We start from the raw sequence: 24,630 nt of genomic DNA, 5'->3' as shown, positions 1-24,630 counted from the left end.
TCGCCGGACATCTTCACCACACACTTTTGCTCTTTGCTTTGCGGGCTGCACATTCCTGTGCCAAACAGCCGCGCTACTTAAGGTCACACAGATGGACATGCAATCCCGAATTCGCCAGCTTTTCCAGGCCAGCATCGACACCAAGCAACAGGCGATGGACGTACTTGCACCGCACATCGAGCAAGCCAGTCAGGTCATGGTCAATGCCTTGCTCAACGAGGGCAAAATGCTTTCGTGCGGCAACGGTGGTTCGGCCGGCGACGCCCAGCATTTCTCGTCCGAGCTGCTCAACCGCTTCGAGCGTGAGCGCCCTAGCCTGCCGGCCATTGCCTTGACCACCGACTCGTCGACGATTACCTCGATCGCCAACGACTACAGCTATAACGAAATTTTCTCCAAGCAGATCCGCGCCCTGGGCCAACCCGGCGATGTGCTGCTGGCGATTTCCACCAGCGGCAACTCGGCGAATATTATTCAGGCGATCCAGGCCGCACATGATCGCGAAATGATTGTCGTAGCATTGACCGGGCGCGATGGCGGCGGCATGGCTTCGCTGCTGTTGCCTGAAGATGTGGAGATTCGCGTCCCGGCCAATGTCACCGCACGTATCCAGGAAGTCCACCTGCTGGCGATCCACTGCCTGTGCGATCTGATCGACAGCCAACTGTTTGGGAGTGAAGAATGACCGTTAACCGCCTGAGCCTTTTGGCCATCACCCTGTGCCTCGCTATCAGCGGCTGCAGCACGGCCATCACTGCAACACGCGACACCCCTATTCAGGATGACAAGGGCACCCGTACCTTCGGCAGCAAGATCGATGACTCGCTGATCGAAACCAAGGTTGAAGTCAACGTCGCCAAGGCCGCCACCGACCTGGGCAACGGCGCCTCGCGCATTGTGGTCACCAGCTTCAACGGCGTAGTGCTGCTCGCCGGCCAGACGCCACGCGCCGACCTCAAGGCCCAGGCCGAACAAGCCGCCGCCGCTGTACAGCGCGTGAAGAAGGTGCACAACGAATTGCAGGTGATGGACCCGATCACCCTGCTGGCCATCAGCAACGACGCGCTGCTGACGACCAAGATCAAGGCGCAGATGCTCACCGATAACGCGATCCCTGGCTCGCGCATCAAGGTCGTGACCGATAACGGCATCGTCTACCTGATGGGCCTGCTCACCCAGGCCGAAGCCACTCGCGCAGCCAACTTGGTGCAGGGTGTGTCCGGGGTACAGAAAATCGTCAAGGTGTTCGAGTACATCGACTGACCGAAACGACAGCCACAAAAAAGGGCGCCGCACGGCGCCCTTTTTTATTAGCGAATGTTTACTGGTACTGCGAGTACGGGTTGCCCTGGAACTGGTTGTTCTGTTGTGGCGCCTGTTGCTGGGCACTTGGCTGGCCATACTGCTGGCCTGGGATCGGGCCGAGGTTGACTTCTACGCGACGGTTCTGGGCACGGCCGTTGACGTCGGCGTTGCTGGCAATCGGGTTATCCGGGCCAGCACCGCGGGCGCTCAGGTTGGCGCCGTTGACGCCTTGGGACGTCAGGTAGTTGGCCACGCTCTGGGCGCGACGCTGGGAGAGGTCCATGTTCAACTGGCGGCTACCCGTGCTGTCGGTGTAGCCGACGATCTGGATAGTGTTCTGGTTGAACTGCTTGAGCGAGTTGGCCAGGTTGTTCAGCGGCTGGTAGAAGCTGCTGGAGATCGCGTCCGAGTTGGTCGCGAAGGTGATGTTGCCCGGCATGATCAGCTTGATCTGGTCACCCTGGCGCTGAACTTCAACACCGGTGTTGGCCATGCTTTCACGCAGTTTCTTTTCCTGCTGGTCGGCGTAATAGCCGTAACCCGCAGCGCCGGCACCCGCTACGACGGCGCCGATCAGTGCGCCCTTGCCACGGTTGTTGTGGTCGATAGCCGCACCCGCCAATGCACCGGCCAGGGCACCCAGGCCACCGTACTTGGCGGTCTTGCTCATACCGCCGGATTCATTACTCGCCTGTCCCTGGCTGCTGCCGTCATAAGGGTTAGGTGATGCGCAGCCGGACAACAGGGCTACGACGGTAGCGACAACAAGCAGACGACGCGAAGTGAACATGAAGGGAGCTCCTACTTTTGCATTCTATGGTGCAAAGGACATTGGCAATGGACCTGTGCCGAGTTTGGAACGCGACAAACGGTAAAAATTCCGTGGCTACAGAAACCGTAGCAGACGCACGCTGAACACGACCTGAGTTTTTGCGACAAGGCTTGCCTGTTATAGAACGCGTGCTTCCCGGAAATTATTCCTTTACGCCCGCACAAAAGGGTTCTCACGCATTTCATCGCCCAGTCGGGTATCCGGCCCATGACCGGTCACCACCGTCGCGCCCTCGTCCAGGGTGTACAGGCGCTGCTTGATCGAACGCACGATGGTCGCCTGGTCGCCGCCCCACAAGTCCGTACGCCCCACACCTCGACGAAACAGCGTATCGCCAGCAATCAGCAGCTTGGCATCGGCAAACCAGAAGCTCATCGACCCCGGCGTATGACCTGGGGTGTGCAACGCCACGCCACAGCCGCAGGCCAACTCCTCATCATGCTCCAGCCAGCGATCCGGCGAAGGCACCGGGATGTAGGGCACGCGAAACATCTGGCATTGCATTTCCAGATTGTCCCAAAGGAATTGATCCTCTTTGTGCAGGTGCAACGTAGCGCCGGTCTTCTCTTTCAACTGGCCGGACGCCAGGAAGTGATCCAGATGGGCATGGGTGTGGATGATGCTCACCACCTTCAGGCCCAAGGCATCGAGTCGCGCCAGGATCAGCTCATGATTACCGCCAGGGTCGACCACGATGGCCTTCTTGCTGATGGGGTCGCCGATGATGGTGCAGTTGCATTGCAACGGGCCGACGGGAAAAGTTTCGCGGATGAGGGTCGGCTTGGCGGTTTCCATTCAGGGTCCTGTCGTGCAAGTGAAATGTCGATTCCGGGCAAATATCGCCAGAATAATTGCACCATTAAAACAGACTGGGCCCCTCCTAGCCGATCAACCTCAGCTCTTGAGCCCTAGCCACCGCCTGGGTACGCCGCTCCACACCCAGCTTGCTGTTGATGTGGCTCGCGTGCGTCTTGACCGTGTGCAGGGAGATAAACAACCGGTTGCTGATCTCTTGGTTGGAACACCCCTGAGCAATCAATTGCAGCACCGCCAGCTCCCGCGCGCTCAACGTCTCATGGGTTGAAACAGCCTCCACCACCACGACCGACGGCAACAACGCCAGCAGACTCTGGTTCAGCAGCCCATGGGGATCTTTGGCAAGTTGCTCGCGCATCCAGTCTGGATGAGTCTCCAGCAAACGCTGGAAGGGTTGCAACGCGCCACCCATGCCGGCCTCAAGGGCCTGGGCAAATACCGGACGCGCCTTGGCCTCCTGGCCGTCCTCCAGCAGCAGTTGCACCTGCTGGGTCAGGGCCATCAGCGCGATCATCTGACGCCCGCTGTTGTGCGCCTGTTGCGCCAGTTCTTCAAGGCGCTGCAACGCTGCAGCAGGTTGGTGGCGAGTCGCGTCCAACGCAGCCTGTTGCAGCCCGATGTGCTGCGGCAGGTGTGGGTGGAACTCCGGCGCCGCGGCGGCGTGTTCGCCATTGTAGGTTTGCCCCAGGCGCGTCAACCAGGCGTCGGCCAGGTCGGTACGGCCCTGGGCCAGCCACAGCTCGCACTTGATCAGGGTGATCATTGCCAGGTAGTAGATCGGCGGCACGTCCCAGATATGCATCAGGCGCTCGGCCTCGGCCAGTTCGGCGAAGGCTTTGGCGAAGTCGCCACGGCGCCCCTCGAAATTGGCAATCACACAATGGCCGATCAACACACTGATATCGCGACACGCGCGGGCTTCAGCAAGACCGGCACGCAAGCGGGCAAGACCCGCTTCGGGCTGGAGCCGCACCAGCAACAAAAAACCCTCGTAAAGCGATAACCGTGCACGCACCGCGTACAAGCGCTGCGGCGCCAGACCGTGCAGGCGTTGCAGGCCCTGGCGCACTTCATCCAGGGAACGCAGGATTTCGCCGCGCGCCTGCAACACCCGCGCACGGTCGTAATGGGCCAGGGCTTCGAACAAGGGGTTGCCGACGCGCTGCGCCAGTTCCAGGGATTCACGATTCAAGCCACGTGCACGCCACAGGTCGGCATCGACAATGGCCAGGTTGGACAGGGTCGACAAGCACATCAACCGCTGGCCATAACGCCGTTGCGGCAAGCTTTCCAGCGCCTCGCTGCAATAGCGCTGGGTCAGTTCGCGATCGCCCCGGCCACGGGCGATGATCCCGCTCAACGCCAGCCACTGGGCCAGCATCGATTTTTGCGCAGTGGCCGACGGTGCCGGCAGGAAGCGACTGAGATAGCTGGACAGTTCCTCCGCCGCATCCAGCTGACAGGCCAGGCCCAAGGCCCAGCTGTAGAGCACGATCAAGCGCGGCGTGCTGATCAGCAGGCTGTCGGGCAAGTCCATTTTCCAGCGCAGCAACATGCCTACGTTCTGCTCGGCCAGCAGCTGTTCTTCGGAAAGGTTTTGTACCAGATTCGCAGCCACATCCAGATGACCGGCGCGCAACGCCTGCTCTACCGCTTCATCGATCAAGCCTTGGGCATTGAACCAGCGACACGCGCGCAGGTGCAGGCTGGCTGCCGGCAGTACGTTGCTGCTGGCACGTCGCGTGCGCAGCAAATCCGAAAAAAGATGGTGATAACGGTACCAATGCCCCTGGTCGTCCAGCGGCACCAGGAACACTTGGTGCGCCTGCAGGTAACGCAGGATTTCGGCGCTGTCGTGGGCTTCACGCACCGCGTCGCAGAGTTCGCTGCAAAAACGGTCCTGAGGCGCAGTGTCGTACAAAAACGCCTGCACGTCGGCCGGAAGGCAGTCGATGACTTCTTCCAGCAGGTAATCGCGGATCAGCCCCTCGCCGCCGTGCAGGCTCTGCGGCAAGGCGCCGTCGCTGCCAGCCTCGGAGGCGGCCAGTAGCCAGAAACGCAGGCCGGCGACCCAGCCTTCGCTGCGGCGGATCAGGTTGTCGAGGGCTTCGCCGCGCAAGGAACTGCTGTGGCGATCCAGCACGGCCAGTGATTCCTCGTGCGTCAGGCGCAGATCCTGTTCGTGCAGTTCCAGCAGGTGACGCGACAACCGCAGCCGCGCGAGATGCCAGTCCGGCCGCTGACGGCTAGTGACCAATACCACCAGGCCATCAGGCAAATGATTGAGGAAAAATTGCAGGCAACGGTCAAGCACGGGCCCCTGGGCCAGATGGTAATCATCCAGCACCAGCAATAACGGCGTGCGGGTGGACAGCTGCACCGCCAGCTCGTCGAGCAGGCCATCGAGCCATTCTTCAAAGGCAAAGGGTTGATGACGCTGACGCATTTTCAGCAAGCCCAGGGATTGGGCGCCGAGTTGCGGGAAGAATTGCTGCAAGCCATCGAGCAGGCGTTCGAGGAAACGCCCAGGGTCGTTGTCCCGTGGGCTGAGGCCCAGCCACAGGCTTTGCCAATGGGCCGGCAAGCTCTGGCAGAACTCCACCGCCAACGAACTCTTGCCGAAACCTGCCGGTGCGCTGACCAGTAACAGCCGCCCTTCCAGCCCGGCGCTCAGACGTTCGCACAGGCGCGGGCGCAGCACATAGCCGTCAGGCAGCGGTGGCCTGTAGAAGCGACCTTCCAGGGTCGGGATTACCGCACTGGCAGGCCCTTGGATTCGGGACAGATCAGTCATCGCCGGGCTCTTGTAGAAGGCTGTTGTCGGCATTGCAGATGTCCGCAGACTAGCGGTAAAAGCCGCCGGTTTGTAGATCTTTGCTACAAATGACTGAAAAAGAACTGCGACAAAAAAATACGCGCACAAAAAAGCCCCGAACCGGTCGGGGCTTCTTTGCGAGGATGCGGCCTCGGTTAACGCACGTTAGCGAACACCATCCTGGCGCAGGGCCGCCGGGGTGAAGTCGCTGGTGGTGGCGGTGAAGCCAAAGTCATACGCCTGCTTCTCTTCGTTCTTCATGCCCAGCGCCAGGTAACGGCCGGACTGCAGGTCGTAGAGGGTTTCCAGGGCGTACCACGGCACTTGCTTGTCGTAGTAGTTCTCGGCATGGGCTTCCGCCACGCGCCACAGTTGGCCACGACCGTCGTAGTGGTCGATGACCGCTGCTTGCCAAGTGTCTTCGTCGATGAAGAAGTCACGCTTGGCATAGATGTGGCGCTGGCCTTCCTTCAAGGTGGCGACCACGTGCCAGACGCGACGCAACTCGTAGCGGGTCAGGTCCTGGTTGATGTGGCCGGCCTTGATGATGTCGGCGTACTTGAGCTTCGGATCGTCGATCTTGTAGCTGTTGGAGGCGATGTAGATTTCTTTCTTGCCGTCCAGCTTCCAGTCGTAGCGATCCGGTGCACCGTTGTACATGTCGAGGTTGTCGGAGGTACGCAGGCCGTCGGCTGCGGTGCCTGGCCCGTCATAGGACACTTGCGGCGCCCGGCGCACACGGCGCTGGCCGGCGTTGTAGACCCAGGCCGAACGCGGCTCCTTCACCTGGTCCAGGGTTTCGTGCACCAGCAGCACACCACCGGCCAGACGTGCTGGCGCGGTCACTTGCTGCTTGAAGTAGAACAGCACGTTGCCTGGATTTTTCGGGTCGTAGTCCTTCATCTTGTCGCGGAACACGAACTGGTCGCGGAAGTACACCAAGCTGTAGGAGCCGTTGGTTTGCGGCGTAGCCTGGGTTACCAGACGGGTTACGCTGCCGCCGCGATAGCGGGTGATGTGGTTCCAGATCACCTCAACACCGCTTTTCGGGATCGGGAACGGCACCGCGGTTTCGAAGTTTTCCAGGCCGTTGCCGCCAGACACCAGGTTGGTGGTGGTGGCGTTTTTCTTGATGGACGCAAACACCTCCGCCGGCACGGTGGCACCGCGATGGGTCGGGTAGACCGGCATCTTGAAGGTTTCCGGGTAGCGCTTGAACATCGCGTACTGCCCCGGCGCCAGCTTGTCCTTGTACTGCTCGACGTTCGCCGCGGTGATGGTGAATTGCGGTTGTTCACTGGCGTACGGGTTGGCCAGGAATCCACGGGCGTCAACGGCGCCTGCGTTGGTGGGCAGCGGCGACCATTTAGGAATGGTGCCCGCAGCGTTACCGGCCATTTCGGCGCCCATCGGTGTCAGGGTCGTGCCCAGCTTGGCGGCTTCATCCGCCGACACTGCCGCCATGACGTTGCTCGCCAGGATCGACAGTCCAAGCACACCCACGTGCAACAGACTTTTAGTTATTTTCATGCTCTGGTCTTCCTGAAAATACATGCATCTAAAAAGAGTGTGCTTAGAAGTTCACGCCAAGGCTGAGCGCAACAAAGTCTCGGTCATTCACCGTAGTGAAATCGCCACCGAAGAAGTTGGTGTAGTTCAGGCTGGCGGTGTAGGTGTTCTGGTATTCGGCATCCAGACCCAGGCTGACGGCCTTGCGACCCTCTTCGAAGTTGGCGCCTGGGCCAGGGGAGTAACCCTTGACGTCATGGGACCAGGCCACGTTCGGCTTGAGGTTCACACCCGCGAAGACATCCGGGTATTCCCAGATGGCCCGACCGCGATAGCCCCACGAAGTGGCGGTGGTGAAACCATCATTGTTGCAGTTGGTGTTCAGGCCGTTCGCGCTACCCAAGCCAGCGCCTTGAGCGGTAGAGAAGTTGAGCGCTGCACAGGCATTGTTCGGAAGCGAGCCAGGACCGAAGACCGGGTCACGACCGTAACGCACGTCCGACTTGCTTTCCAGGCCACCCACATGGGTAACACCCACTTCACCTACCAGCGTCAAGCGGCTCGCGCCCATCACTTGGTCGAAGAAGTGAGTAAAGGTGGTTTGGAACTGGGTGATTTCCTTACGACGATAACCATGCAGGTCTTGGCCTGGGCTGCCATTGAGCAACGATGCATTGCCCAATACCGGCCCGCCAATCGGCTTGACGCCAGCAAAAAGGATATCGGTAGAGTTCAGCTGTACCGGCGCGTTTGGACGGTAGCTCAACTCACCACTCCACGCGGTGCCGGTTGGCAATGTGGTGGAAAAGCTCAAGCCATAGAGCCGAATGTCTTCTGGGTACTCGATGAAGTAATTGGAGTTACCCGCGACAACCAATGGGCGCAACTGTGGCGGCAGCCCAGGCGTAGGACCGGTGTAGGCCGATTGCGGAGCACCCTGAGCACTGAAAATCGGCGCACGGCTGTGATAGTTCATGAAGTAGGCGCCGAACTCTGTGTCCAACGGCTCGAAGTTGTAATGGAACGCAACGCCGAATTGGCCACTGTCGCGCGCATCACGGTCCGGCCCACGACGAACCAGCACGCCCTCGTTGTTGACGTCCACACCCGCAGCCGCCAATCCTGGGTTAAGTGCGGCCGGTAGTGTACGGCGGCTGTTCAGCACGCGAAGGTTGTCCTTACAGCCATCAGACACGATGTCCGGTTGCGAGAAGAACGTACCGCAGTTATCGGTAACCGTCTGGTCCCATTCCAGCTGATAGAACGCTTCCGCCGACAAGTTATCGGTCAGCGTCTGCGACACATAGAACATATTGACCGGAATCAAGCCTTCCTTGACTTCAGCCCCCGGACGACGGAATGCCGACACGTCGATCGGGTTGATTGAGTTGATGCCGCCACCGATGAAGGTACTTTCGCCCCAACTCACCACCTGCTTGCCGAATCGTACGCTGCCGGGTTGGTCGGCAATTGCGTAGTTGTGGTAGATGAACGCGTCGAGAATTTGTCCACCCGAGGACTTGGCGCCCTCCTTACGGTTGTTGTCGCTGATGTCCTTGAACTCACGACTTTCATCCTTGAGTTCGAAGTCATACCAGTACTTGCCACGCACAAATACGCCGGTGTCGCCGTATTTCAGCTCCAGATCATGGATGCCCTTGAAGATTTTCGAGAACGTCTCGCCACGCTTGAAGTTCAGGTGGCCGTCATCGGAGGTCTGGGACAGACCATTGCCACCATTGTTGGCGCCGATCAGATCCTGATTGGGCTTGGCTGTCGACCAACTGGCACCCACGGAAAGCGACGAGTCAAAACTCCCTTCGATTTCACCAATGTTGAAACTGACGCCGAATGCGGGCCCGGCGAGCGTAGAAGCGAGACTGACGGCCAGGGGCAGTCTTGCCCGGCGCCAGAACTGGTTTACTGAGGTCATCGACGCTACTCCATGTGCATTATTGTTATGGCAGTGAGTTCTTTCTGTGATGCGTGTAACGGCCGGAATACAACGATTCCAATGCCGCTCGGCAGCCGAGCCCCCATGGCCCGAAGCGGAACATCCTTGAAAAACTCTGGAAGGGACTATAGCCAGCAGGGGGTAGTGCTTGATCCCTCTAAAGTGTGATTTGCATCACCGACCCGTCTGCCACGACCCTTTCGCCACGTCGGCGGAAGCCGACGCGGCAAGGATGGCTGAAAATCGGCAAATCACAAGTAAAGGTGCCAGATAGAGCATTGCCGTGCCCGAACGGGCACGGCGAGAGGCGTCAGAGGGTGGACAGGAAGGTGCTGTTATTGGCCTGCCATTCGATGATGTCGATGCGGATACGTTTTTTGTCGAGCTTGCCAACACTGGTCTTGGGAATTTCAGTAACAACGGCGATCTGGCTCGGAATCGCCCACTTGCTCAAGTGGCCCAGTTCCACGAACGGCTTGAGGTGTTCCTTGAGCTCGCGGGCCCCTATCACATGGCCATCACGCACCACCAGCAACGCAAACGGACGCTCGCCCCACTGCGGATCGGCGATGCCCACCACCGCTACTTCGCGTACCGCCGGGTGACGGCTGACCAAGTCTTCGAGGGCCAGGGAGGAGACCCACTCGCCACCGGTCTTGATCACATCCTTGATGCGGTCGCGGATGTCGATCACGCCAAAAGCGTCCAGCGTGGCGACGTCGCCGGTGTGCATCCAGCCGCCTTCCCACAGCTCGGCGCCTTTTTGCGGCTCGTTGAAATAGCCTTCGCTGAGCCATGGCGCGCGCAGCACCAGCTCACCTTGGGACTCACCGTCGGCCGGCAGGAAGTTGCCGTCGCCATCAATGATCGCGGCCTCCACCAACGGCCCGGGCACGCCAGCCTTGATGCGGTAAGTGGTGCGCTCATCCTCGCTGCCAGCCATCAGTTCTTCGTTGAGGTGGGCGCAGGACACCAATGGCCCGGTCTCGGACATGCCGTAGGCGGCGGTCAACTGAATGCCACGGGCCTTGGACGCTTCGTACAGCGAACGGTTAAGCGCACTGCCGCCGATGACGATTTTCCAGCCACCGAAATCCACGTCCTGGGCCGCCTTGGCATTGAGCACCATTTGCAGGATGGTCGGTACGCAGTGGGAGAAGGTGACCTTTTCCTTGCGCCACAGCTCCACCAGGTACTCCGGGTCGTAACGGCCGGGATAGACCTGCTTCAGGCCCAACATGGTCGCCACGTACGGCAAGCCCCACGCATGCACATGGAACATCGGCGTGATCGGCATGTACACGTCATTGGTGCCCAGCAACCGCACGCTGTCGACGCTGCCCATGATGGTCGCCACGCCCATGGTGTGCAGCACCAACTGGCGGTGGGTGAAATACACGCCCTTGGGGTTGCCGGTGGTGCCGGTGGTGTAGAAGGTGGTGGCGACGGAGTGCTCGTCGAAATCCTGGAAGTCGTACTTCGGGCTGGCGGCGGCCAGCAGGGTTTCGTACTCGCCCACCAAGTTGGGCAGTTCGGCGGTCTTGGACTCACCGTCGGTGAACAGCAGGGTCTTGTCGACCGTGGTCAGCTGCCCGGCAATCGCCTGGTAAAGCCCCACGAACTCACTGTTGACCAGCACGAAGCGGTCCTCCGCGTGGTTCATGGTGTAGAGGATCTGTTCCGGCGACAGGCGCACGTTAATGGTGTGGATCACCGCACCAATCATCGGGATGGCAAACATGCATTCCAGGTAACGATGGCTGTCCCAGTCCATCACCGCCACGGTATCACCGGCTTTCACGCCCGCTTCAGTCAGCACATTGGCCAGGCGCGCAACGCGCTCGATCAGGGTGGGGTAGGTGTAGCGCAGTTTGTCGCGGTAGACGATTTCCCGGGTCTTTTCATAGCGGGTGCCGGACATCAACAGGCGTTTGATCAACAGCGGGTATTGGTACGCACCTTTGGCGGGCGGAATGACGCGGGTCTGCAACATACGAATCCCTTTTATGACTGCACGGTCTTGGCTGAAAGAACTGCACTGTAGAGCGCATATGTTTCAGCCAAATCAGCCAAAGGAATGATTTGCAGACCCCAATGAATGCTAGCTTTGCGCCAGCATCCAGCTTACTTCATGCTGGTGAAGGCCAGCTTGACCCCAATCGCAATCAACACCGCGCCCATGGTCCGATCAAACCAGTGCCCCATCCGCGCAAACCCGGCGCGCACGCGCTGTTGGCTGAACAACATCGCCACCAGGCAGAACCACAGCGCCGTCGCTACCGCCAGGTACACGCCGTAACCGGCCTGGATCGCCAGCGGTGTGTGGGGGTTGATCACCACGGTGAACAATGACAGGAAAAACAGCGTGGCCTTGGGGTTCAAGCCATTGGTCACGAAACCAGCGGTGAATGCGCCACGCGGGGTGCGCTCGCCCGCTTCGCGGTGCAACTCGCCTTCGGCGGCAGGTTTGGCCGGCTGGGCGCGCAGGGCTTTGAAGCCGATGTACAGCAGGTAGGCGGCGGCCGCCCATTTCAGCGCGTTGAACAACACGATGGACTGGGACACGATCAAGCCGATACCGAGCAACGAATAACCCACGTGCAGGAAAATCGCCGAACCGACGCCCAGCGCAGTCCAGGTGCCGGCGCGACGGCCGTGGGTCACACTTTCACGTACCACCACCGCGAAATCCGGGCCGGGGCTGGCCACCGCCAATAAGTGAATCAAGGCTACGGTCAAAAATTCGGCGGCGTACATGCTCACTCCAATTAAGTAACTGATTATTTCATCTGATAGGCTCGGGAGATTACGCCTTCGAACCCTGTCGCAAAAGGTACAGTTGATGACGAACAATCGCCGCGCCGTCTTTCTTGATCACCCGTCCCTGGACCTGGGGGACCTCGACCTCAGCGAGCTGCGAGACAGCTTCAGCGAGTTGCAGTTGTTTACCGGCACCACGCCGCAGAACGTGATCGAACGCGTGCAAGGCGCCCACGTGGTCATCAGCAACAAGATCGCGCTCAGTACCGAAACCCTGGCGGCTTGCCCGGAACTCAAGCTGATCCTGGTGTCGGCCACCGGCACCAACAACGTCGACCTCGACGCCGCCCGCGCCCACGGCATCACCGTGAGCAACTGCCAGGGCTACGGCACGCCGTCGGTGGCGCAGCACACGATCATGCTGTTGCTCAACCTGGCGACGCGCTTGAAGGATTATCAACGGGACGTCAGCGCCGGCAAGTGGCAGGAGGCCAAGCAGTTCTGCCTGCTGGACCACCCGATTGTGGAGCTGGAAGGCAAGACCCTCGGCCTGCTCGGCCACGGTGAATTGGGCGGCGCCGTCGCGCGACTGGCTGAAGCGTTCGGCATGCGTGTTGTGCTCGGCGCTATTCCAGGCCGGCCAGCGCGGGCCGACCGCGTGCCGCTGGATGAACTGCTGGCGCAGGTGGACGCACTCACCCTGCACTGCCCACTCAACGAACACACCCGCGACTTTATCGGCGCCCGTGAATTGGCACTGCTTAAACCTGGCGCGTTTGTGGTCAACACCGCGCGTGGTGGCTTGATCAACGAGCAGGCCCTGGCGGACGCCTTGCGCAGCGGCCATCTGGGCGGCGCGGCCACCGATGTCCTGAGCGTGGAACCGCCGGTGAATGGCAACCCACTGTTGGCCGGTGACATCCCTCGACTGATCGTCACCCCGCACAACGCCTGGGGCAGTCGCGAAGCGCGCCAGCGCATCGTCGGCCAACTGGCGGAAAACGCCCTGGGCTTTTTCAACGGCGCCCCGCTGCGCGTCGTCAGTTGATAAACTGCGCCCCTTTTCAAGGAGCAGACCATGGATCCGCGCAGTGAAGTACTGCTTCGTCAGGCCGAACTTTTTCAAGGCAACCTGCTGCTGGTAGGGTTGCCTGCCGACGACCTGCTGGGTCGCCTGCCCAATGCCCACGGCTGGTGCTGGCATGCCGGCGATCAGGCGGCACTCGACGCACGTTTCCCCGAGCGCAGCCAGTTCGGCGTGAACGTGCCTGACCGGGCGTTTGATACGGCGGTGATCTTCCTGCCCAAATCCAAGGACCTCACCGACTACCTGCTCAACGCCGTGGCCTCGCGCTTGCCCGGCGCCGAGCTGTTTTTGGTCGGCGAGAAAAAAGCCGGAATCGAAAGCGCCGCCAAGCAGCTGACCCCCTTCGGCAAACCGCGCAAGCTCGACAGCGCGCGGCATTGCCAGCTGTGGCAGATCACCGTGGCCAACGCCCCGCAGGCGGTCGAGCTGGAGAGCCTCGCGCAGGTCTTCGACGTGCCGCTGGCCGAGGGCCCGCTCAAAGTGGTGAGCCTGCCAGGCGTATTCAGCCACGGGCGCCTGGATCGTGGCACCGAGTTGTTGCTGGAGCACTTGGACAAACTGCCCAGCGGCCATCTGCTGGACTTCGGTTGTGGCGCCGGCGTGCTGGGGGCTGCGGTCAAACGTCGCTACCCGCACAACACGGTGACGATGCTCGACGTGGATGCCTTCGCCGCCGCCAGCAGTCGCTTGACCCTGGCCGCCAATGGTCTGGAAGCCGACGTGCTGACTGGCGACGGCATCGACGCGGCACCCATGGGTTTGAACGCGATTTTGAGCAACCCGCCGTTCCATGTCGGCGTGCACACCGATTATTTCGCCACTGAAAACCTGCTGCGAAAAGCGGCGAAACACCTGGCAAAAGGTGGCGAACTTCGCCTGGTCGCCAACAGCTTCCTCAAGTACCAGCCGCTGATCGAAGAGCACCTGGGCGTGTGCGCAATCAAGGCCGAAGGCAATGGTTTTCGCATCTACCGCGCCAAGCGCGGCTGACGGGCGTTTGAAAAAGAAGGCTTGCCGAATGGATTTTGCCTAGGCAGAATCCGCTCCGTCCTAGGGGAGTAGTCTCCCACGAGCGCCACGCTCGTCCGGCATACGTCAACATACTTGGTCAGCAGACCATGGCGTATGCGACCCAGGAGTCCGCACAGACGGACCGGGGTTTGACAAGACCTATGACACGCACACCTTACCCGGGGCGGGAAGGCTGTACGTGTCATAGCCGTGTCGACCCGCCCCTGGAAACCTACCTGATGCTGGATTCACTACTCGTTCCTACCGCAATCGTTGCCTTGGCCGAAATCGGCGACAAGACGCAACTGCTCGCGCTCATCCTTGCCGCACGCTTTCGCAAACCCTGGCCGATCATCGCCGGCATCGTCGCCGCGACCCTGGCCAATCATGCGGCGGCCGGTGCCGTGGGGGCCTGGTTCGGCAGTTTCTTCTCGGATGCGGTGTTGCACTGGATCCTGGCGGCGAGCTTCTGCGCCACGGCCTTGTGGACCCTGGTGCCAGACAAACTCGACGATGACGAAGCCAGCACCACGCGCAAATTCGGTCCGTTCCTGACCACGCTGATCGCGTTCTTCCTCGCGGAAATCGGTGACAAGACGCAGATCGCCACGGTGATGCTGGCGGCGCAGTACCCGGAGTTGTGGCTGGTGATTATCGGGACGACCCTGGGCATGCTGATTGCCAACGTGCCGGTGGTCTTGGCGGGGAATTTTGCGGCGGAGAAACTGCCGTTGACGCTGATTCGTCGACTGGCGGCGTCGGCGTTCTTCATCCTGGCGATTGTGGCGGTTTACAAGGCCATGCAGAGCAGCGGTTGGATCTAAGGCTGCAAGCCCGCTCCCACATTTGGATCTTCACCATACCTTTCGTATCAGGATTTTTTGGCCTGCTGGTACAGCGGCATCACCTTCGGAATCGCCGCCTGCAACGAGGCGATTCGGCTGTCGGACGCCGGGTGAGTACTCATGAACTCCGGCGGCGCACCTTCCGAGGCTTTAGCCATTTTGTTCCACAAGGTGATGGCAGCGTTCGGGTTGTAGCCGGCACGGGCCGACAGCTCCAGGCCGATCAGATCCGCTTCGTTTTCATTGCTGCGGCTGTTGGGCAAGGTCATGCCGTAGTTGGCCACGGTATCGGCCAATGCCAGGCTGTCCTGGCCGAGGCCGAACAAGGCACCGGCGCCCTGCTTGGCCATCTCGATACCGTAGGCCTTGGACATGGCTTCACGGCCGTGTTCACGCAAGGCGTGGGCGATTTCATGGCCCATCACGGCGGCCAGTTCGTCATCGGTGAGCTTGAGGTTATCGATCAAGGCGCTGTACACGAAGATCTTGCCGCCAGGCCCGCAGTTGGCGTTCATCTCGTCGCTCTTGATCAGGTTCACTTCCCACTTCCATTGCGCGGCATCCGCACGGAAGGTCGGCGCCTGGGCGATCAAGCGGTTGGCGATGGCCTGCACGCGCTTGGCGTTGGCGCTGGTCTTGTCCACCTGGCCCTTGCTATTGGCTTCGCCCAACGTCTGCTGGTAGGACTGGGCATACATCTGGTCGACTTCCTGGCTCGACAGCATGCTGAACATGTACTGCTTGCGCTCAACCCCAACGGCGCCGCCGCTGGTGGTGTTGACCGACTGACACCCGGCCAGCAGCATCGCTGCAACCAGGCCGCTAACTGCCAATGACTTCTTCATGAACCTCTCCCTGAAAAAACGCCCTTAAAACATGGCGCGTATCGTAGGCGCTCGTTTGTATCGACGCCAGATACACCAGACGTGTAACCGCTGATTTTCGGATACATCCCACCGCACCCACAACGGCGGCGGGCATTCCATTTGCGACACCCCAAACATTTTTGTAGGACAACCCCTAATGCCCTGCGCGCCCGTGGCCGATACAAAAAGGCGGATTCTCTCCCCTGTGCCCGGAGCCTTCATGAAATTCAAGTCGATCCAATTTTCCGTCGCGGCACTGGCCGGGGCGATTGTCCTGAGCGTGGTCGCAGTGCTGGTGCTGTACGCCTTGTTTGCCGGAGCGCGGACCCAAGAGATGGTGCAGGATCGCACCCAAGTGCAGTTTGAACAGATCATCGAGCAGCGCCTGACCGCCCTGGCCCAGACCCAGGCCACCCTGATCCAGCGCGAACTCGAAGCACCGCTGGTGACCGCGAAGAGCCTGGCCACCGCCAACGCCCTGCTCGGCATGAAAGACGCCAGGGGCGAGCCGGCCCTGCAAGTCGGCCGAGAGCAATTGATCAACCTGCTGCATGAAACCGTGGTGCGCAACCCGAAGATCCTCGGCGCCTACATTGGCTGGGAGCCCAACGCGATCGATCATAACGACGCGGCCTATGTGAACAGCCCCATTGTCGGCATGGCCGCCGACGGCCGCTTCCTGCCGTGGTGGTATCGCAACGCCGATGGCAGCCTAGGCCTGGACAAGCTTGCCGACGTCAACGACCAGAACATCCTCTCCACCGGCGTACGCGCCAGTGAGTACTACCTGTGCTCAAAGGAAAACAAAAAGGCCTGCGCCATCGACCCTGCCCCTTATAAGGTGGGCAACGCGATGGTGATGCTGGCTTCGTTCATCGAGCCGATCATGATCGACGGCGCGTTCCAAGGTATTGTCGGTGCCGACCTGTCGGTGAACTTCATCCAGGATATGCTCACCAGCGCCGACCAAAAACTCTACAACGGCGCGGGTGAACTGGCGCTGATCTCCAGCAACGGTCGCCTGGTGGCCTACACCAAGGACGCCAGCAAGCTCGGCGAAAAGGCCAGCGACCTGCTCGACAGCAATGAACTGGCCAACCTCGACCAGTTGAAAGTCGGCGAAGTGCGCTACGACATCGACAAGGAACACGGGCACATCGAACTGTTCCTGCCGTTCAATATCGGCCAGGCCGACGCGCGCTGGACGCTGATGCTGCAACTACCGCTCAGCGCCGTGATGGCTGATTCGCAGAAGCTGCAAAGCGACCTGGAAGCCCAGCGCAAGACCGACATTTTCGGCATGACCATCGCCGGTCTGCTGATCGCGGGTATTGGTTTGCTGGTGATCTGGCTGGTCGGCCACGGCATTGCCCGTCCGCTCAAGCAAATGGTCGCGATGCTCAATGATATCGCCCAGGGCGAAGGTGACCTGACGCGGCGCCTGACCAGTGACCGTGCCGATGAACTGGGCGCGATCGCCAGCGGCTTCAATACCTTTTTGATCAAGCTGCAGGGCATGATCACCCAGGTGGTGAGTTCGGTGCAGAAGGTCAGCGACTCCTCGGAACACACCGCCGACATCGCGATCCGTACCAATCAGGGCGTGCATAAGCAGATGGTGGAAATCGATCAGGTCGCCACCGCTGTGCATGAAATGACCGCCACTGCGCAAGACGTTGCACGCAACGCCACCCAGGCCGCCCAAGCTGCCAGCCATGCCGACCAGGCCGCGAGCCAAGGCATGCGTATTGTGCGCGACACCTCCACCTCCATCGGCGCACTGGCCGAGGAAATCGGCAAAGCGGTGAGCGTGGTGCAAACCCTGGCCAAGGACAGCGAGAACATCAACGCCATCCTCACCGCGATTCGCGGGATTGCCGAACAGACCAACCTGCTGGCGCTCAACGCCGCCATCGAGGCGGCGCGGGCCGGTGAGCAAGGTCGTGGATTTGCAGTGGTCGCCGACGAAGTGCGCAACCTGGCGCAGAAGACCCAAAAGGCCACCGAAGAAATCCAGACCATGATCCAGCAGTTGCAACAAGGCACGCGGGACGTGGTGCGGGTGATGGAGGACAGCCAGAACCGCACCGATGAAAGCGTGCAACACGCCGCCAAGGCGGCCGAAGCGCTGGAGACGATCACCCAGGCCGTCTCGGTGATTAACGACATGAACACCCAGATCGCCAGTGCCGCCGAGGAACAGAGCGCGGTGGCCGAGGACATTAACCGTAACGTGATCAATATCGGCCAGGTGGCCAATGAAGTGGCGGGCGGCGCGGATGAGTCCAGCGCGGCCAGTGCGGACTTGACCAAACTGGCGGAGCAGCAGCGCCGGCTGATCAATCAGTTCAAGGTCTAAGCCGGGGTCAGGCACTCCGGCCCATTGAGCTTGGGATCGTTGACCATGTTGGCCAGGACCCGTTCGCGCAGCGCGACGGGCTCACTGGCCAGCAGGCCTTGCAATACATGCAACGGCGTCTCGGGATCGAGCCAGGCTGCCTGCCCGGCCTCATCCAAAATCAGCGGGCGACGCTGGGCCTGCGCCGCCTGGGTCACCACCGCCGTACTCAGCCACACCTGTTCCTGCACCGGATACGCTTCCCAGATCGCGGCGAAAAACAACGTGGAGCCCTCCCCCGGCGTCAGCCAGTACGGGCGTTTGCGCTGGGTGCCGCGCCATTCGTAGAACCCATTGGCGGGCAGCAGGCAACGGCGCTGGCGGAATGCTTCGCGGAACATGGGTTGTTCGGCCAGGGTTTCGGCGCGGGCATGGGCGGGCGTGCGGGAAAGATCGGTCAACCACGGCGGCGTGAGACCCCAGCGAGCGCGGGCCAGGGTGCGCTGGCCATCGGTGACGCGCTGGATCAGTACCGAATCATTCGGGGAAATATTCCACTGGGCCTGCTGATCGGCCGGGAAGCCCGGCAAGGCAGCAAAGGCAGGGTTCCAGCGAAACAGGGCATAACGTCCACACATGGGGCAACACGACTCTTGGGTAAACCGACCGACAGCCTAACAGACCAGCACATCGGGGAAGCTGTCGGGTTCATCACCGGGCAGCGGTTGTGCGCCGATATAAGCAGTAATCAGCTCACGGGCGTCCATGGCGCGGTCGTTGTCCACCTCCAGGCCCAGCAGGCCGAAAATAGGCAACTCGCCGGTGCCGCCGAGCAAATGACGGCCCACCAGATGCGCCTCGATGCCCTCGCTGGCGAGCATCTGTTGCAGCAGTTCGCCTTCCATCAGGTTTTCCGGTTCGTAGATTCGCTGCATGGTGTATCCGTTATTCGTTTTCGCTTCGGGTTTCGAGCATCCACTCTTCCCCATGTACCTGCAGATCGAAAATGATCGGCCGGCAACAGACCTGACAGTCCTCTATATAGGTCTGGTCACCACCGGACAAATCCACAGTTGTCTCGACCACTTCACCGCAATAAGGACAATCGTACGTCGCGTTTTCCAGCATCGCAGCCTCCAAGGTGACTTGTGCGTATAATCGCCGGTCTATTGACAGGGCTATTTTCGGCTGAGGCCATTCCTCAGTCCGCCCCCTGGTATTTCCTTTACTTACCCTAGCCGTTTCTAACAAGAGAGCATGATGGGCGAATTCGATACCATCCGACCTTACAACGACAGCGAAGTCCCGGCAGTGCTGGCACGTCTGTTCAGTGACAAGGCCTTTCTGGACATCCTGACCCACTTCCGCTTCCCGCGCTTTGCCGGCGCCCTGGGCTGGCTGCTCAAGCCGATGATCGCCCGCAAACTGCGCCGTGAGTTCGCTGGCGTCACCACCGTGGCCACGCTGCAGGACAAAGTCGAGTACTACGTCGACCACACCATTGATCGGGCGACCGACGGCGTGACCTACACGGGCGTCGAGCAGCTCAAGTCCGGCACGGCTTACCTGTTCCTGGCCAACCACCGCGATATCGTGATGGACCCGGCCTTCGTCAACTACGCCGTTTACCACGCTGGCCTGCCGACGCCGCGCATCGCCATCGGTGACAACCTGCTGCAAAAGCCGTTTGTCAGCGACCTGATGCGCCTGAACAAGAGCTTCATCGTGCACCGCTCGATCACCGGGCGCAAAGAGAAGATGGCGGCCTATCAACTGCTGTCGGCATACATCAACCATTCGATCCGCAACGACGTTGCATCGATCTGGATCGCCCAGGCTGAAGGGCGCGCCAAGGATGGGGATGATCGCACCGAGTCGGCGATCCTCAAGATGTTCCACGTCAGCCGCAAGGATGAGCCGTTTGCCGAGGTGATCCAGTCGTTGAACCTGACGCCGGTATCGATCAGCTACGAATATGACCCGTGCGACTCAGCCAAGGCCCGCGAGCTGTACATCCGTGCCACCACCGGCACCTACAGCAAGGCGCCGGGCGAGGATGACGTGAGCATTGCGCTGGGCATCACCGGCTACAAAGGCCGCGTGCATGTGAACTTCGCGCCGCCGATCACCGAGCGCTTCGAAGACACCAAGCTGCTGGCCGCAGAGATGGACCGGCAGATTCTCGGCGGATACCGCTTGTTCCCGGTGCATTACCTGGCCTACGCCCAGTGGAGCGATGCCGACCCGCAATTGCAGGTGCCGACCGCCGCCGAAGTGTTCCCGGCGGACGAACTGGCCAAGGCCAAGACGGAGTGGGAGCGACGCTTGAACGAATGCCCGGCCGAGCACCGCCCTTTCCTGGTGGTGCAATATGCAACGCCGGTGCGCAATCAGTATCGAGTTAAAGCCGGAATACCTTTGTAAACACTGAAAAAAATGTGGGAGCGGGCTTGCTCGCGAATGCGGTGTATCAGTCAATTATGTATCGACTGACATTCCGCATTCGCGAGCAAGCCCGCTCCCACATTTGTGTTGTAGCGTTTTAGAGGTGGGTGCTGAGCCAGGAGATGGCCAGCGCCAGCCCAAGGCAGGCAAACCCGATGCGGTAAGCCAGACGATGCGCCCGTTCGGTGCGCACATCCAGAAACAACATCGGTTGGTCGATCGCGCGGTCTTCACCTTGCGCGGTCAGGTCAGCCAGTGCGCGCTGTTCGCGCAGGCGAGTGATGAACAGCAGCGCAGCGCCCGGGCAGGCCACTGCTAACGCAACAACATTGGTCAATAATGCGGGCAGCGCCATCGCAAACCTCGGTAAAACAGTGTTTTGGTATCGGTTCAGATACAAACCTGAACGATAGTGGCCTCCGGCGCCGTAAATGCTCCCTCCCCCATTGACGGGTAATGTATCCAGTAATTTACGCCGTCACCTGAACGTCACCTTAACAAGCCACTCTGTTGCCCTTCGACGCTTAGGAGCTTGTCATGCTGCACGCGCAAAACCAGGATCGGCTGTACCTGATCGCCCAAAGTGATGAGCAAGAAGCACTGGTCGGCGGCCTCGCCTTCAACGTCCAGGACCGCCACTGGCTGGTGTATTGCGCCCTCGGCGGACATCAGCATGCGGACCTGCCGGAGACCGATCTGCTGACAGGGGTGAGCCTGCTGGATTTCTGTATCGACAGCGCCGCATGAAACTGGAGACGAAAAAAAGCCGGGCTCATCACTGAGCCCGGCTTTTTGCTGGATCGCTTATTGCGAGCTGAGCAACGAACCGATGCTTGGATCCTTGAACAGGCGGGTCAAGGCATCACTGAGGACGTCGCTGACCAGCTTGGTGTTGGTTTCCTGGTTCGGCGACATGCCGAAGCGCTGGTTCAGGGACGCGCCATAACGACCGCTGTAGCGACGGGTGCCGGCGCTGACATCGGACTTGAAGGTCGCGCCGATGGACGCTTCGGTCACGTACAGGCCGTCTTTAGGCGATTGGTACTTCAGTTCAGCCAGGGTGATGGTCAACTGCGGCGCACCCGGTGCATTCGCGCTCGGGGTGAAACCCAGCAGACGCACGGCGGCTTCTGCCTGGGCCTGCAGTTTGGGCAGCACGTCCTGGGCATTCAGCGAGACCAAGGCGGTTTCCGGGTACAGGCCACCGCGCGAGCCGAGGGTCGGCGACGGACGACCATCCACCACACGCACCGACACCGGCTGGCCGTGGCCCACTGGGGCCAGCTGCGTGGTGATTTTCGGCTCAGGGGTCAGTTGTTGCGGGCTGTTGGCGCAGCCAACCAGAGTCAAACTGGTCACAGTGATCAAACCGAACAACAGGCGTTGCAACATGCGCTTCTCTCCAGAAATCAGGATCCGACAGGCCGGCAGTATAGCGGGGCGCCACTGCGGGGAACTAGCATCAGTTACAACCTGAGACCGGTTGGCTGGGCGGCGGTTCGATGTCACCGATATGTCACACCCGTTACATGGGCTCGTCATCCCGGCCAGGCATGCTGGGTCCCAATCTCAGGAGGTTGATCGCCATGCATTTTCTCTGGTCATTGTTTACGCGCAAGCCCGCCCTTCGTCAGTTTGCCCTGCTCGATGTGCAAGGTCGTTGCCAGGCCTTCAAAGAGTGCAGCCAGCCGCCTGTTGGCGACGGTTGGGTAGAAATCGATGAAATCCGCCTGAGCTGGATGCACCACCCGCTGCCGGCCCGCGCCCGCGTCAGCCCACGTCCTGCGCGGTCGCCCCGGCATCAGCCGTTGGCCGCCTGACCGAACGCCTAATAAAAGTCATAAAACACGCCCATTTCCCTGGCGTTCTTCGCTACAATCTCCCCCCGATTATAAGGACGTCTCCTGATCGGGCCTCGCAGCATCGTTAATGCCTCGGCACTAACCCCCCAATCGCCCACAGAGAGCCGCCCACACAGATCGAGTGAAGCTGGCGCGCTTGCTGTTTTCTTTGCAAACCACCCGCCTTTACCGAATCTGCCAGAGCTGCCATTGCGCTCGGCCACTTGAGTTGTTTGCCCGTTTTGCCGCGTGTCGGCTAGGGGCCAGGTGCCAGGCTGGGGCAGCCCTTTTTTGAGGTTCACGTCTTCAAAAGAGCGTGAAAAAACGGGTTTTCACAACTTCACAAGAGTGTGGCGAGCAAATGAATAGTTTGGCGTTTGTACAAGCACCATCAGCGTCTGGAACAGCCCAACCACACAGGACCGAGCACGCCTTAAAAACCGGAGCTTGAGCCTGTCCGCTACGGATTGGTTGCACGAATCGCACGCTTTGACCATAAGTCGAATTGCCACAGGCGCCCATGAATGCGTTCATAGGCAGATTAGCCCGGCAGGAAGCGTGCGCTGAACATGCAAAGAATTGCGAATCGGACATGGCGATCCTGGCCATGGGTAACCTGGGGCAACACGTGAACCGCCCCGTCACTCCTGGCAGCCATGCCGTCAATTTGGTGCTGCAGATTTTGGAGACGCGTTAAATGGCGCATAACGAAGCAGTCGACGTAGTACTGGTAGGGGCAGGCATCATGAGTGCCACCCTGGCCGTACTGCTCAAAGAGCTCGACCCCGGCCTCAAGCTGGAAGTCGTTGAGCTGATGGATTCGGGTGCCGCGGAAAGTTCCAACCCGTGGAACAACGCCGGGACCGGCCACGCCGGGCTGTGTGAGCTGAACTACACGCCGCAGGCCGCCGATGGCTCCATCGACATCAAGAAAGCCGTGCACATCAATACCCAGTTCGAGGTGTCGAAGCAGTTCTGGGCGTACCTGACCAAAAAGGGCACCTTTGGCTCGTCCAAGTCCTTTATCAGCCCGGTGCCGCACCTGAGCTTCGTGCAAGGCGACAAAGGCGTGGATTTCCTCAAGAAGCGCTTTGAATCCCTCAGCCAGCACCACGCGTTTTCGGACATGCACTACACCGAAGACCGTAGCGAAATGGCCGAGTGGATGCCGCTGATGATGCCGGGCCGCCCGCTCGACGAAAAAATCGCGGCCACCCGCGTGATGAACGGCACCGACGTCAACTTCGGCGCGCTGACCAACCAACTGCTCAGCCACTTGACCAGCTCGCCCGACGCCCAGGTCAAGTACTGCAAGCGCGTCACCGGCCTCAAGCGCAACGGCGCGGGCTGGACCGTGAGCATCAAGGACGTCAACAGCGGCAACAGCCGTGAAGTGGACGCCAAGTTCGTGTTCCTCGGCGCCGGTGGCGCGGCCCTGCCGCTGCTGCAAGCCTCGGGCATCGAAGAAAGCAAAGGTTTTGGCGGTTTCCCGGTCAGCGGCCAGTGGCTGCGTTGCGACAACCCGGACGTGGTCAAGCACCACCAGGCCAAGGTCTACAGCCAGGCCGCCGTGGGTTCGCCGCCGATGTCAGTGCCGCACCTGGACACCCGCGTGGTGGATGGCAAGAAGTCCCTGCTGTTCGGGCCATACGCCGGTTTCACCACCAAGTTCCTCAAGCACGGCTCGTTCCTCGACCTGCCGATGTCGATTCGCGCCGGCAACATCGGCCCGATGCTCGCCGTGGCCCGCGACAACATGGACCTGACCAAGTACCTGGTCAGCGAAGTGCGCCAGTCCATGGAACAGCGCCTGGAATCCCTGCGTCGTTTCTACCCGGAGGCGAAAGCCGAAGACTGGCGCCTGGAAGTGGCCGGCCAACGGGTGCAGATCATCAAGAAAGACCCGAAAAAAGGCGGCGTGCTGCAATTTGGCACTGAGCTGGTCGCGGCCAAAGACGGCTCGCTGGCTGCGCTGCTGGGCGCGTCCCCAGGTGCTTCGGTGACGGTTTCGATCATGCTGGAATTGATCGAGAAGTGCTTCCCAGGCAAAGCGGCGGGTGAATGGGCCGCCAAGTTGCAGGAAATTTTCCCGGCTCGGGAAAAGGTCCTGGAGACGGACGCCGAGCTGTATCGCAAGATCAACGCGCAGAACAACATCAGCCTGGAGCTGGTTGAACCTGCCGCCGAGACCGAAAGCTACGCTTGA

At 60.6% G+C, this 24,630-nt stretch carries 23 protein-coding genes, 1 pseudogene and 1 riboswitch; of the genes and pseudogenes, 11 read left to right on the top strand and 13 right to left on the bottom strand.

All coding sequences use genetic code 11. From position 1 onward, the window contains the following. Positions 1–91 precede the first annotated feature (91 nt). Positions 92–685, top strand: a complete 594-nt coding sequence (locus tag HX823_RS10100) for a phosphoheptose isomerase (RefSeq protein ID WP_007904374.1) — start codon at positions 92–94, stop codon at positions 683–685. Beyond that, a complete protein-coding gene (locus HX823_RS10095) occupies positions 682–1,263 on the top strand; it encodes a BON domain-containing protein (protein WP_016974948.1) in 582 nt (193 codons plus the stop codon). Before HX823_RS10100 ends, HX823_RS10095 begins: the two co-directional genes overlap by 4 nt. A 58-nt stretch (positions 1,264–1,321) precedes the next feature. Here the strand turns inward: HX823_RS10095 and HX823_RS10090 are convergent, their stop codons facing one another. The 7 genes from HX823_RS10090 to HX823_RS10060 form a co-directional block, all read right to left on the bottom strand. Then, on the bottom strand, positions 1,322–2,095 hold the full coding sequence (locus HX823_RS10090; protein ID WP_177074787.1) for an OmpA family protein: 774 nt from the start codon (positions 2,093–2,095) through the stop codon (positions 1,322–1,324). A 192-nt stretch (positions 2,096–2,287) separates the two neighbouring features. After that, the gene (locus HX823_RS10085; RefSeq protein WP_177074786.1) at positions 2,288–2,932 is read right to left on the bottom strand and encodes an MBL fold metallo-hydrolase; all 645 of its coding nucleotides are present in this window, start codon (positions 2,930–2,932) and stop codon (positions 2,288–2,290) included. Between the two features lie 85 nt (positions 2,933–3,017). After that, positions 3,018–5,747 (bottom strand): LuxR C-terminal-related transcriptional regulator, encoded by a 2,730-nt coding sequence (locus tag HX823_RS10080; protein WP_177074785.1) that lies wholly within the window; start codon positions 5,745–5,747, stop codon positions 3,018–3,020. A 186-nt stretch (positions 5,748–5,933) separates the two neighbouring features. Further along, positions 5,934–7,298 (bottom strand): DUF1329 domain-containing protein, encoded by a 1,365-nt coding sequence (locus HX823_RS10075; RefSeq protein ID WP_177074784.1) that lies wholly within the window; start codon positions 7,296–7,298, stop codon positions 5,934–5,936. A 43-nt stretch (positions 7,299–7,341) separates the two neighbouring features. Beyond that, entirely contained in the window at positions 7,342–9,210 is a 1,869-nt protein-coding gene (locus HX823_RS10070) for a DUF1302 domain-containing protein (protein WP_038849886.1), read from the bottom strand. A 331-nt stretch (positions 9,211–9,541) separates the two neighbouring features. After that, complete coding sequence (locus tag HX823_RS10065) at positions 9,542–11,224, bottom strand: fatty acid--CoA ligase (protein ID WP_177074783.1); 1,683 nt, start codon at positions 11,222–11,224, stop codon at positions 9,542–9,544. Positions 11,225–11,355: 131 nt separating this feature from the next. Next, complete coding sequence (locus tag HX823_RS10060) at positions 11,356–11,988, bottom strand: LysE family translocator (RefSeq protein WP_010213066.1); 633 nt, start codon at positions 11,986–11,988, stop codon at positions 11,356–11,358. 85 nt (positions 11,989–12,073) lie between these two features. On the opposite strand from HX823_RS10060, the gene HX823_RS10055 reads away from it, so the two are divergent. From HX823_RS10055 to HX823_RS10045, 3 genes are all read left to right on the top strand, one after another. Beyond that, on the top strand, positions 12,074–13,039 hold the full coding sequence (locus HX823_RS10055) for a 2-hydroxyacid dehydrogenase (protein WP_177074782.1): 966 nt from the start codon (positions 12,074–12,076) through the stop codon (positions 13,037–13,039). A gap of 30 nt (positions 13,040–13,069) precedes the next feature. Next, entirely contained in the window at positions 13,070–14,068 is a 999-nt protein-coding gene (locus HX823_RS10050; protein ID WP_177074781.1) for a class I SAM-dependent methyltransferase, read from the top strand. Positions 14,069–14,119: 51 nt separating this feature from the next. Continuing rightward, a riboswitch (yybP-ykoY riboswitch) is annotated at positions 14,120–14,239 on the top strand. An 89-nt stretch (positions 14,240–14,328) separates the two neighbouring features. Continuing rightward, the gene (locus HX823_RS10045; protein WP_016978300.1) at positions 14,329–14,913 is read left to right on the top strand and encodes a TMEM165/GDT1 family protein; all 585 of its coding nucleotides are present in this window, start codon (positions 14,329–14,331) and stop codon (positions 14,911–14,913) included. A gap of 47 nt (positions 14,914–14,960) precedes the next feature. Here HX823_RS10045 and HX823_RS10040 read toward each other — a convergent pair whose 3' ends face one another. Next, positions 14,961–15,779 carry a M48 family metallopeptidase gene (locus HX823_RS10040; protein WP_038849881.1) on the bottom strand — a complete coding sequence of 273 codons (819 nt, stop codon included), beginning with the start codon at positions 15,777–15,779 and terminating at the stop codon, positions 14,961–14,963. 178 nt (positions 15,780–15,957) lie between these two features. Between HX823_RS10040 and HX823_RS32290 the strand changes: the two are divergent. Then, positions 15,958–17,301: pseudogene (locus HX823_RS32290) on the top strand (HAMP domain-containing protein); the annotation flags it as partial. 15 nt (positions 17,302–17,316) lie between these two features. Further along, the gene (locus HX823_RS32285; protein ID WP_371317952.1) at positions 17,317–18,159 is read left to right on the top strand and encodes a methyl-accepting chemotaxis protein; all 843 of its coding nucleotides are present in this window, start codon (positions 17,317–17,319) and stop codon (positions 18,157–18,159) included. Here the strand turns inward: HX823_RS32285 and HX823_RS10030 are convergent. From HX823_RS10030 to HX823_RS10020, 3 genes are read right to left on the bottom strand one after another with little or no spacing between them, the layout of a single operon-like run. Next, on the bottom strand, positions 18,156–18,776 hold the full coding sequence (locus HX823_RS10030; protein ID WP_016978303.1) for an SOS response-associated peptidase: 621 nt from the start codon (positions 18,774–18,776) through the stop codon (positions 18,156–18,158). The two genes, HX823_RS32285 and HX823_RS10030, sit on opposite strands and share 4 nt — an antisense overlap. A gap of 36 nt (positions 18,777–18,812) precedes the next feature. Next, positions 18,813–19,073: a putative signal transducing protein gene (locus HX823_RS10025; protein WP_033899411.1), complete on the bottom strand. Its 261-nt coding sequence runs from the start codon at positions 19,071–19,073 to the stop codon at positions 18,813–18,815. A gap of 10 nt (positions 19,074–19,083) precedes the next feature. Beyond that, positions 19,084–19,266 carry a CPXCG motif-containing cysteine-rich protein gene (locus HX823_RS10020; protein WP_010213079.1) on the bottom strand — a complete coding sequence of 61 codons (183 nt, stop codon included), beginning with the start codon at positions 19,264–19,266 and terminating at the stop codon, positions 19,084–19,086. A 132-nt stretch (positions 19,267–19,398) separates the two neighbouring features. Between HX823_RS10020 and HX823_RS10015 the strand changes: the two genes are divergently transcribed. Next, a complete protein-coding gene (locus HX823_RS10015; protein WP_177074779.1) occupies positions 19,399–20,562 on the top strand; it encodes a 1-acyl-sn-glycerol-3-phosphate acyltransferase in 1,164 nt (387 codons plus the stop codon). A gap of 118 nt (positions 20,563–20,680) precedes the next feature. Here HX823_RS10015 and HX823_RS10010 read toward each other — a convergent pair whose 3' ends face one another. Further along, a complete protein-coding gene (locus tag HX823_RS10010) occupies positions 20,681–20,938 on the bottom strand; it encodes a hypothetical protein (RefSeq protein ID WP_177074778.1) in 258 nt (85 codons plus the stop codon). A 182-nt stretch (positions 20,939–21,120) separates the two neighbouring features. Here HX823_RS10010 and HX823_RS10005 point away from each other — a divergent pair, with 182 nt between their 5' ends. Continuing rightward, positions 21,121–21,330 carry a hypothetical protein gene (locus HX823_RS10005; protein WP_033899405.1) on the top strand — a complete coding sequence of 70 codons (210 nt, stop codon included), beginning with the start codon at positions 21,121–21,123 and terminating at the stop codon, positions 21,328–21,330. 57 nt (positions 21,331–21,387) lie between these two features. Here the strand turns inward: HX823_RS10005 and HX823_RS10000 are convergent, their stop codons facing one another. Then, positions 21,388–21,975, bottom strand: a complete 588-nt coding sequence (locus tag HX823_RS10000) for a YajG family lipoprotein (RefSeq protein ID WP_177074777.1) — start codon at positions 21,973–21,975, stop codon at positions 21,388–21,390. 194 nt (positions 21,976–22,169) lie between these two features. Between HX823_RS10000 and HX823_RS09995 the strand changes: the two genes are divergently transcribed. Next, positions 22,170–22,403 carry a hypothetical protein gene (locus tag HX823_RS09995; protein ID WP_033899399.1) on the top strand — a complete coding sequence of 78 codons (234 nt, stop codon included), beginning with the start codon at positions 22,170–22,172 and terminating at the stop codon, positions 22,401–22,403. A gap of 718 nt (positions 22,404–23,121) precedes the next feature. After that, positions 23,122–24,630 carry a malate dehydrogenase (quinone) gene (mqo, locus tag HX823_RS09990; protein ID WP_038849871.1) on the top strand — a complete coding sequence of 503 codons (1,509 nt, stop codon included), beginning with the start codon at positions 23,122–23,124 and terminating at the stop codon, positions 24,628–24,630.

The organism is Pseudomonas sp. P7759 (assembly GCF_013386445.1).
Classification (GTDB): Bacteria; Pseudomonadota; Gammaproteobacteria; order Pseudomonadales; family Pseudomonadaceae; genus Aquipseudomonas; species Aquipseudomonas azotoformans_A.
The sequence above is the reverse complement of the archived record's forward strand: the minus strand, read 5'-3'. Positions and strand labels throughout refer to the sequence as shown.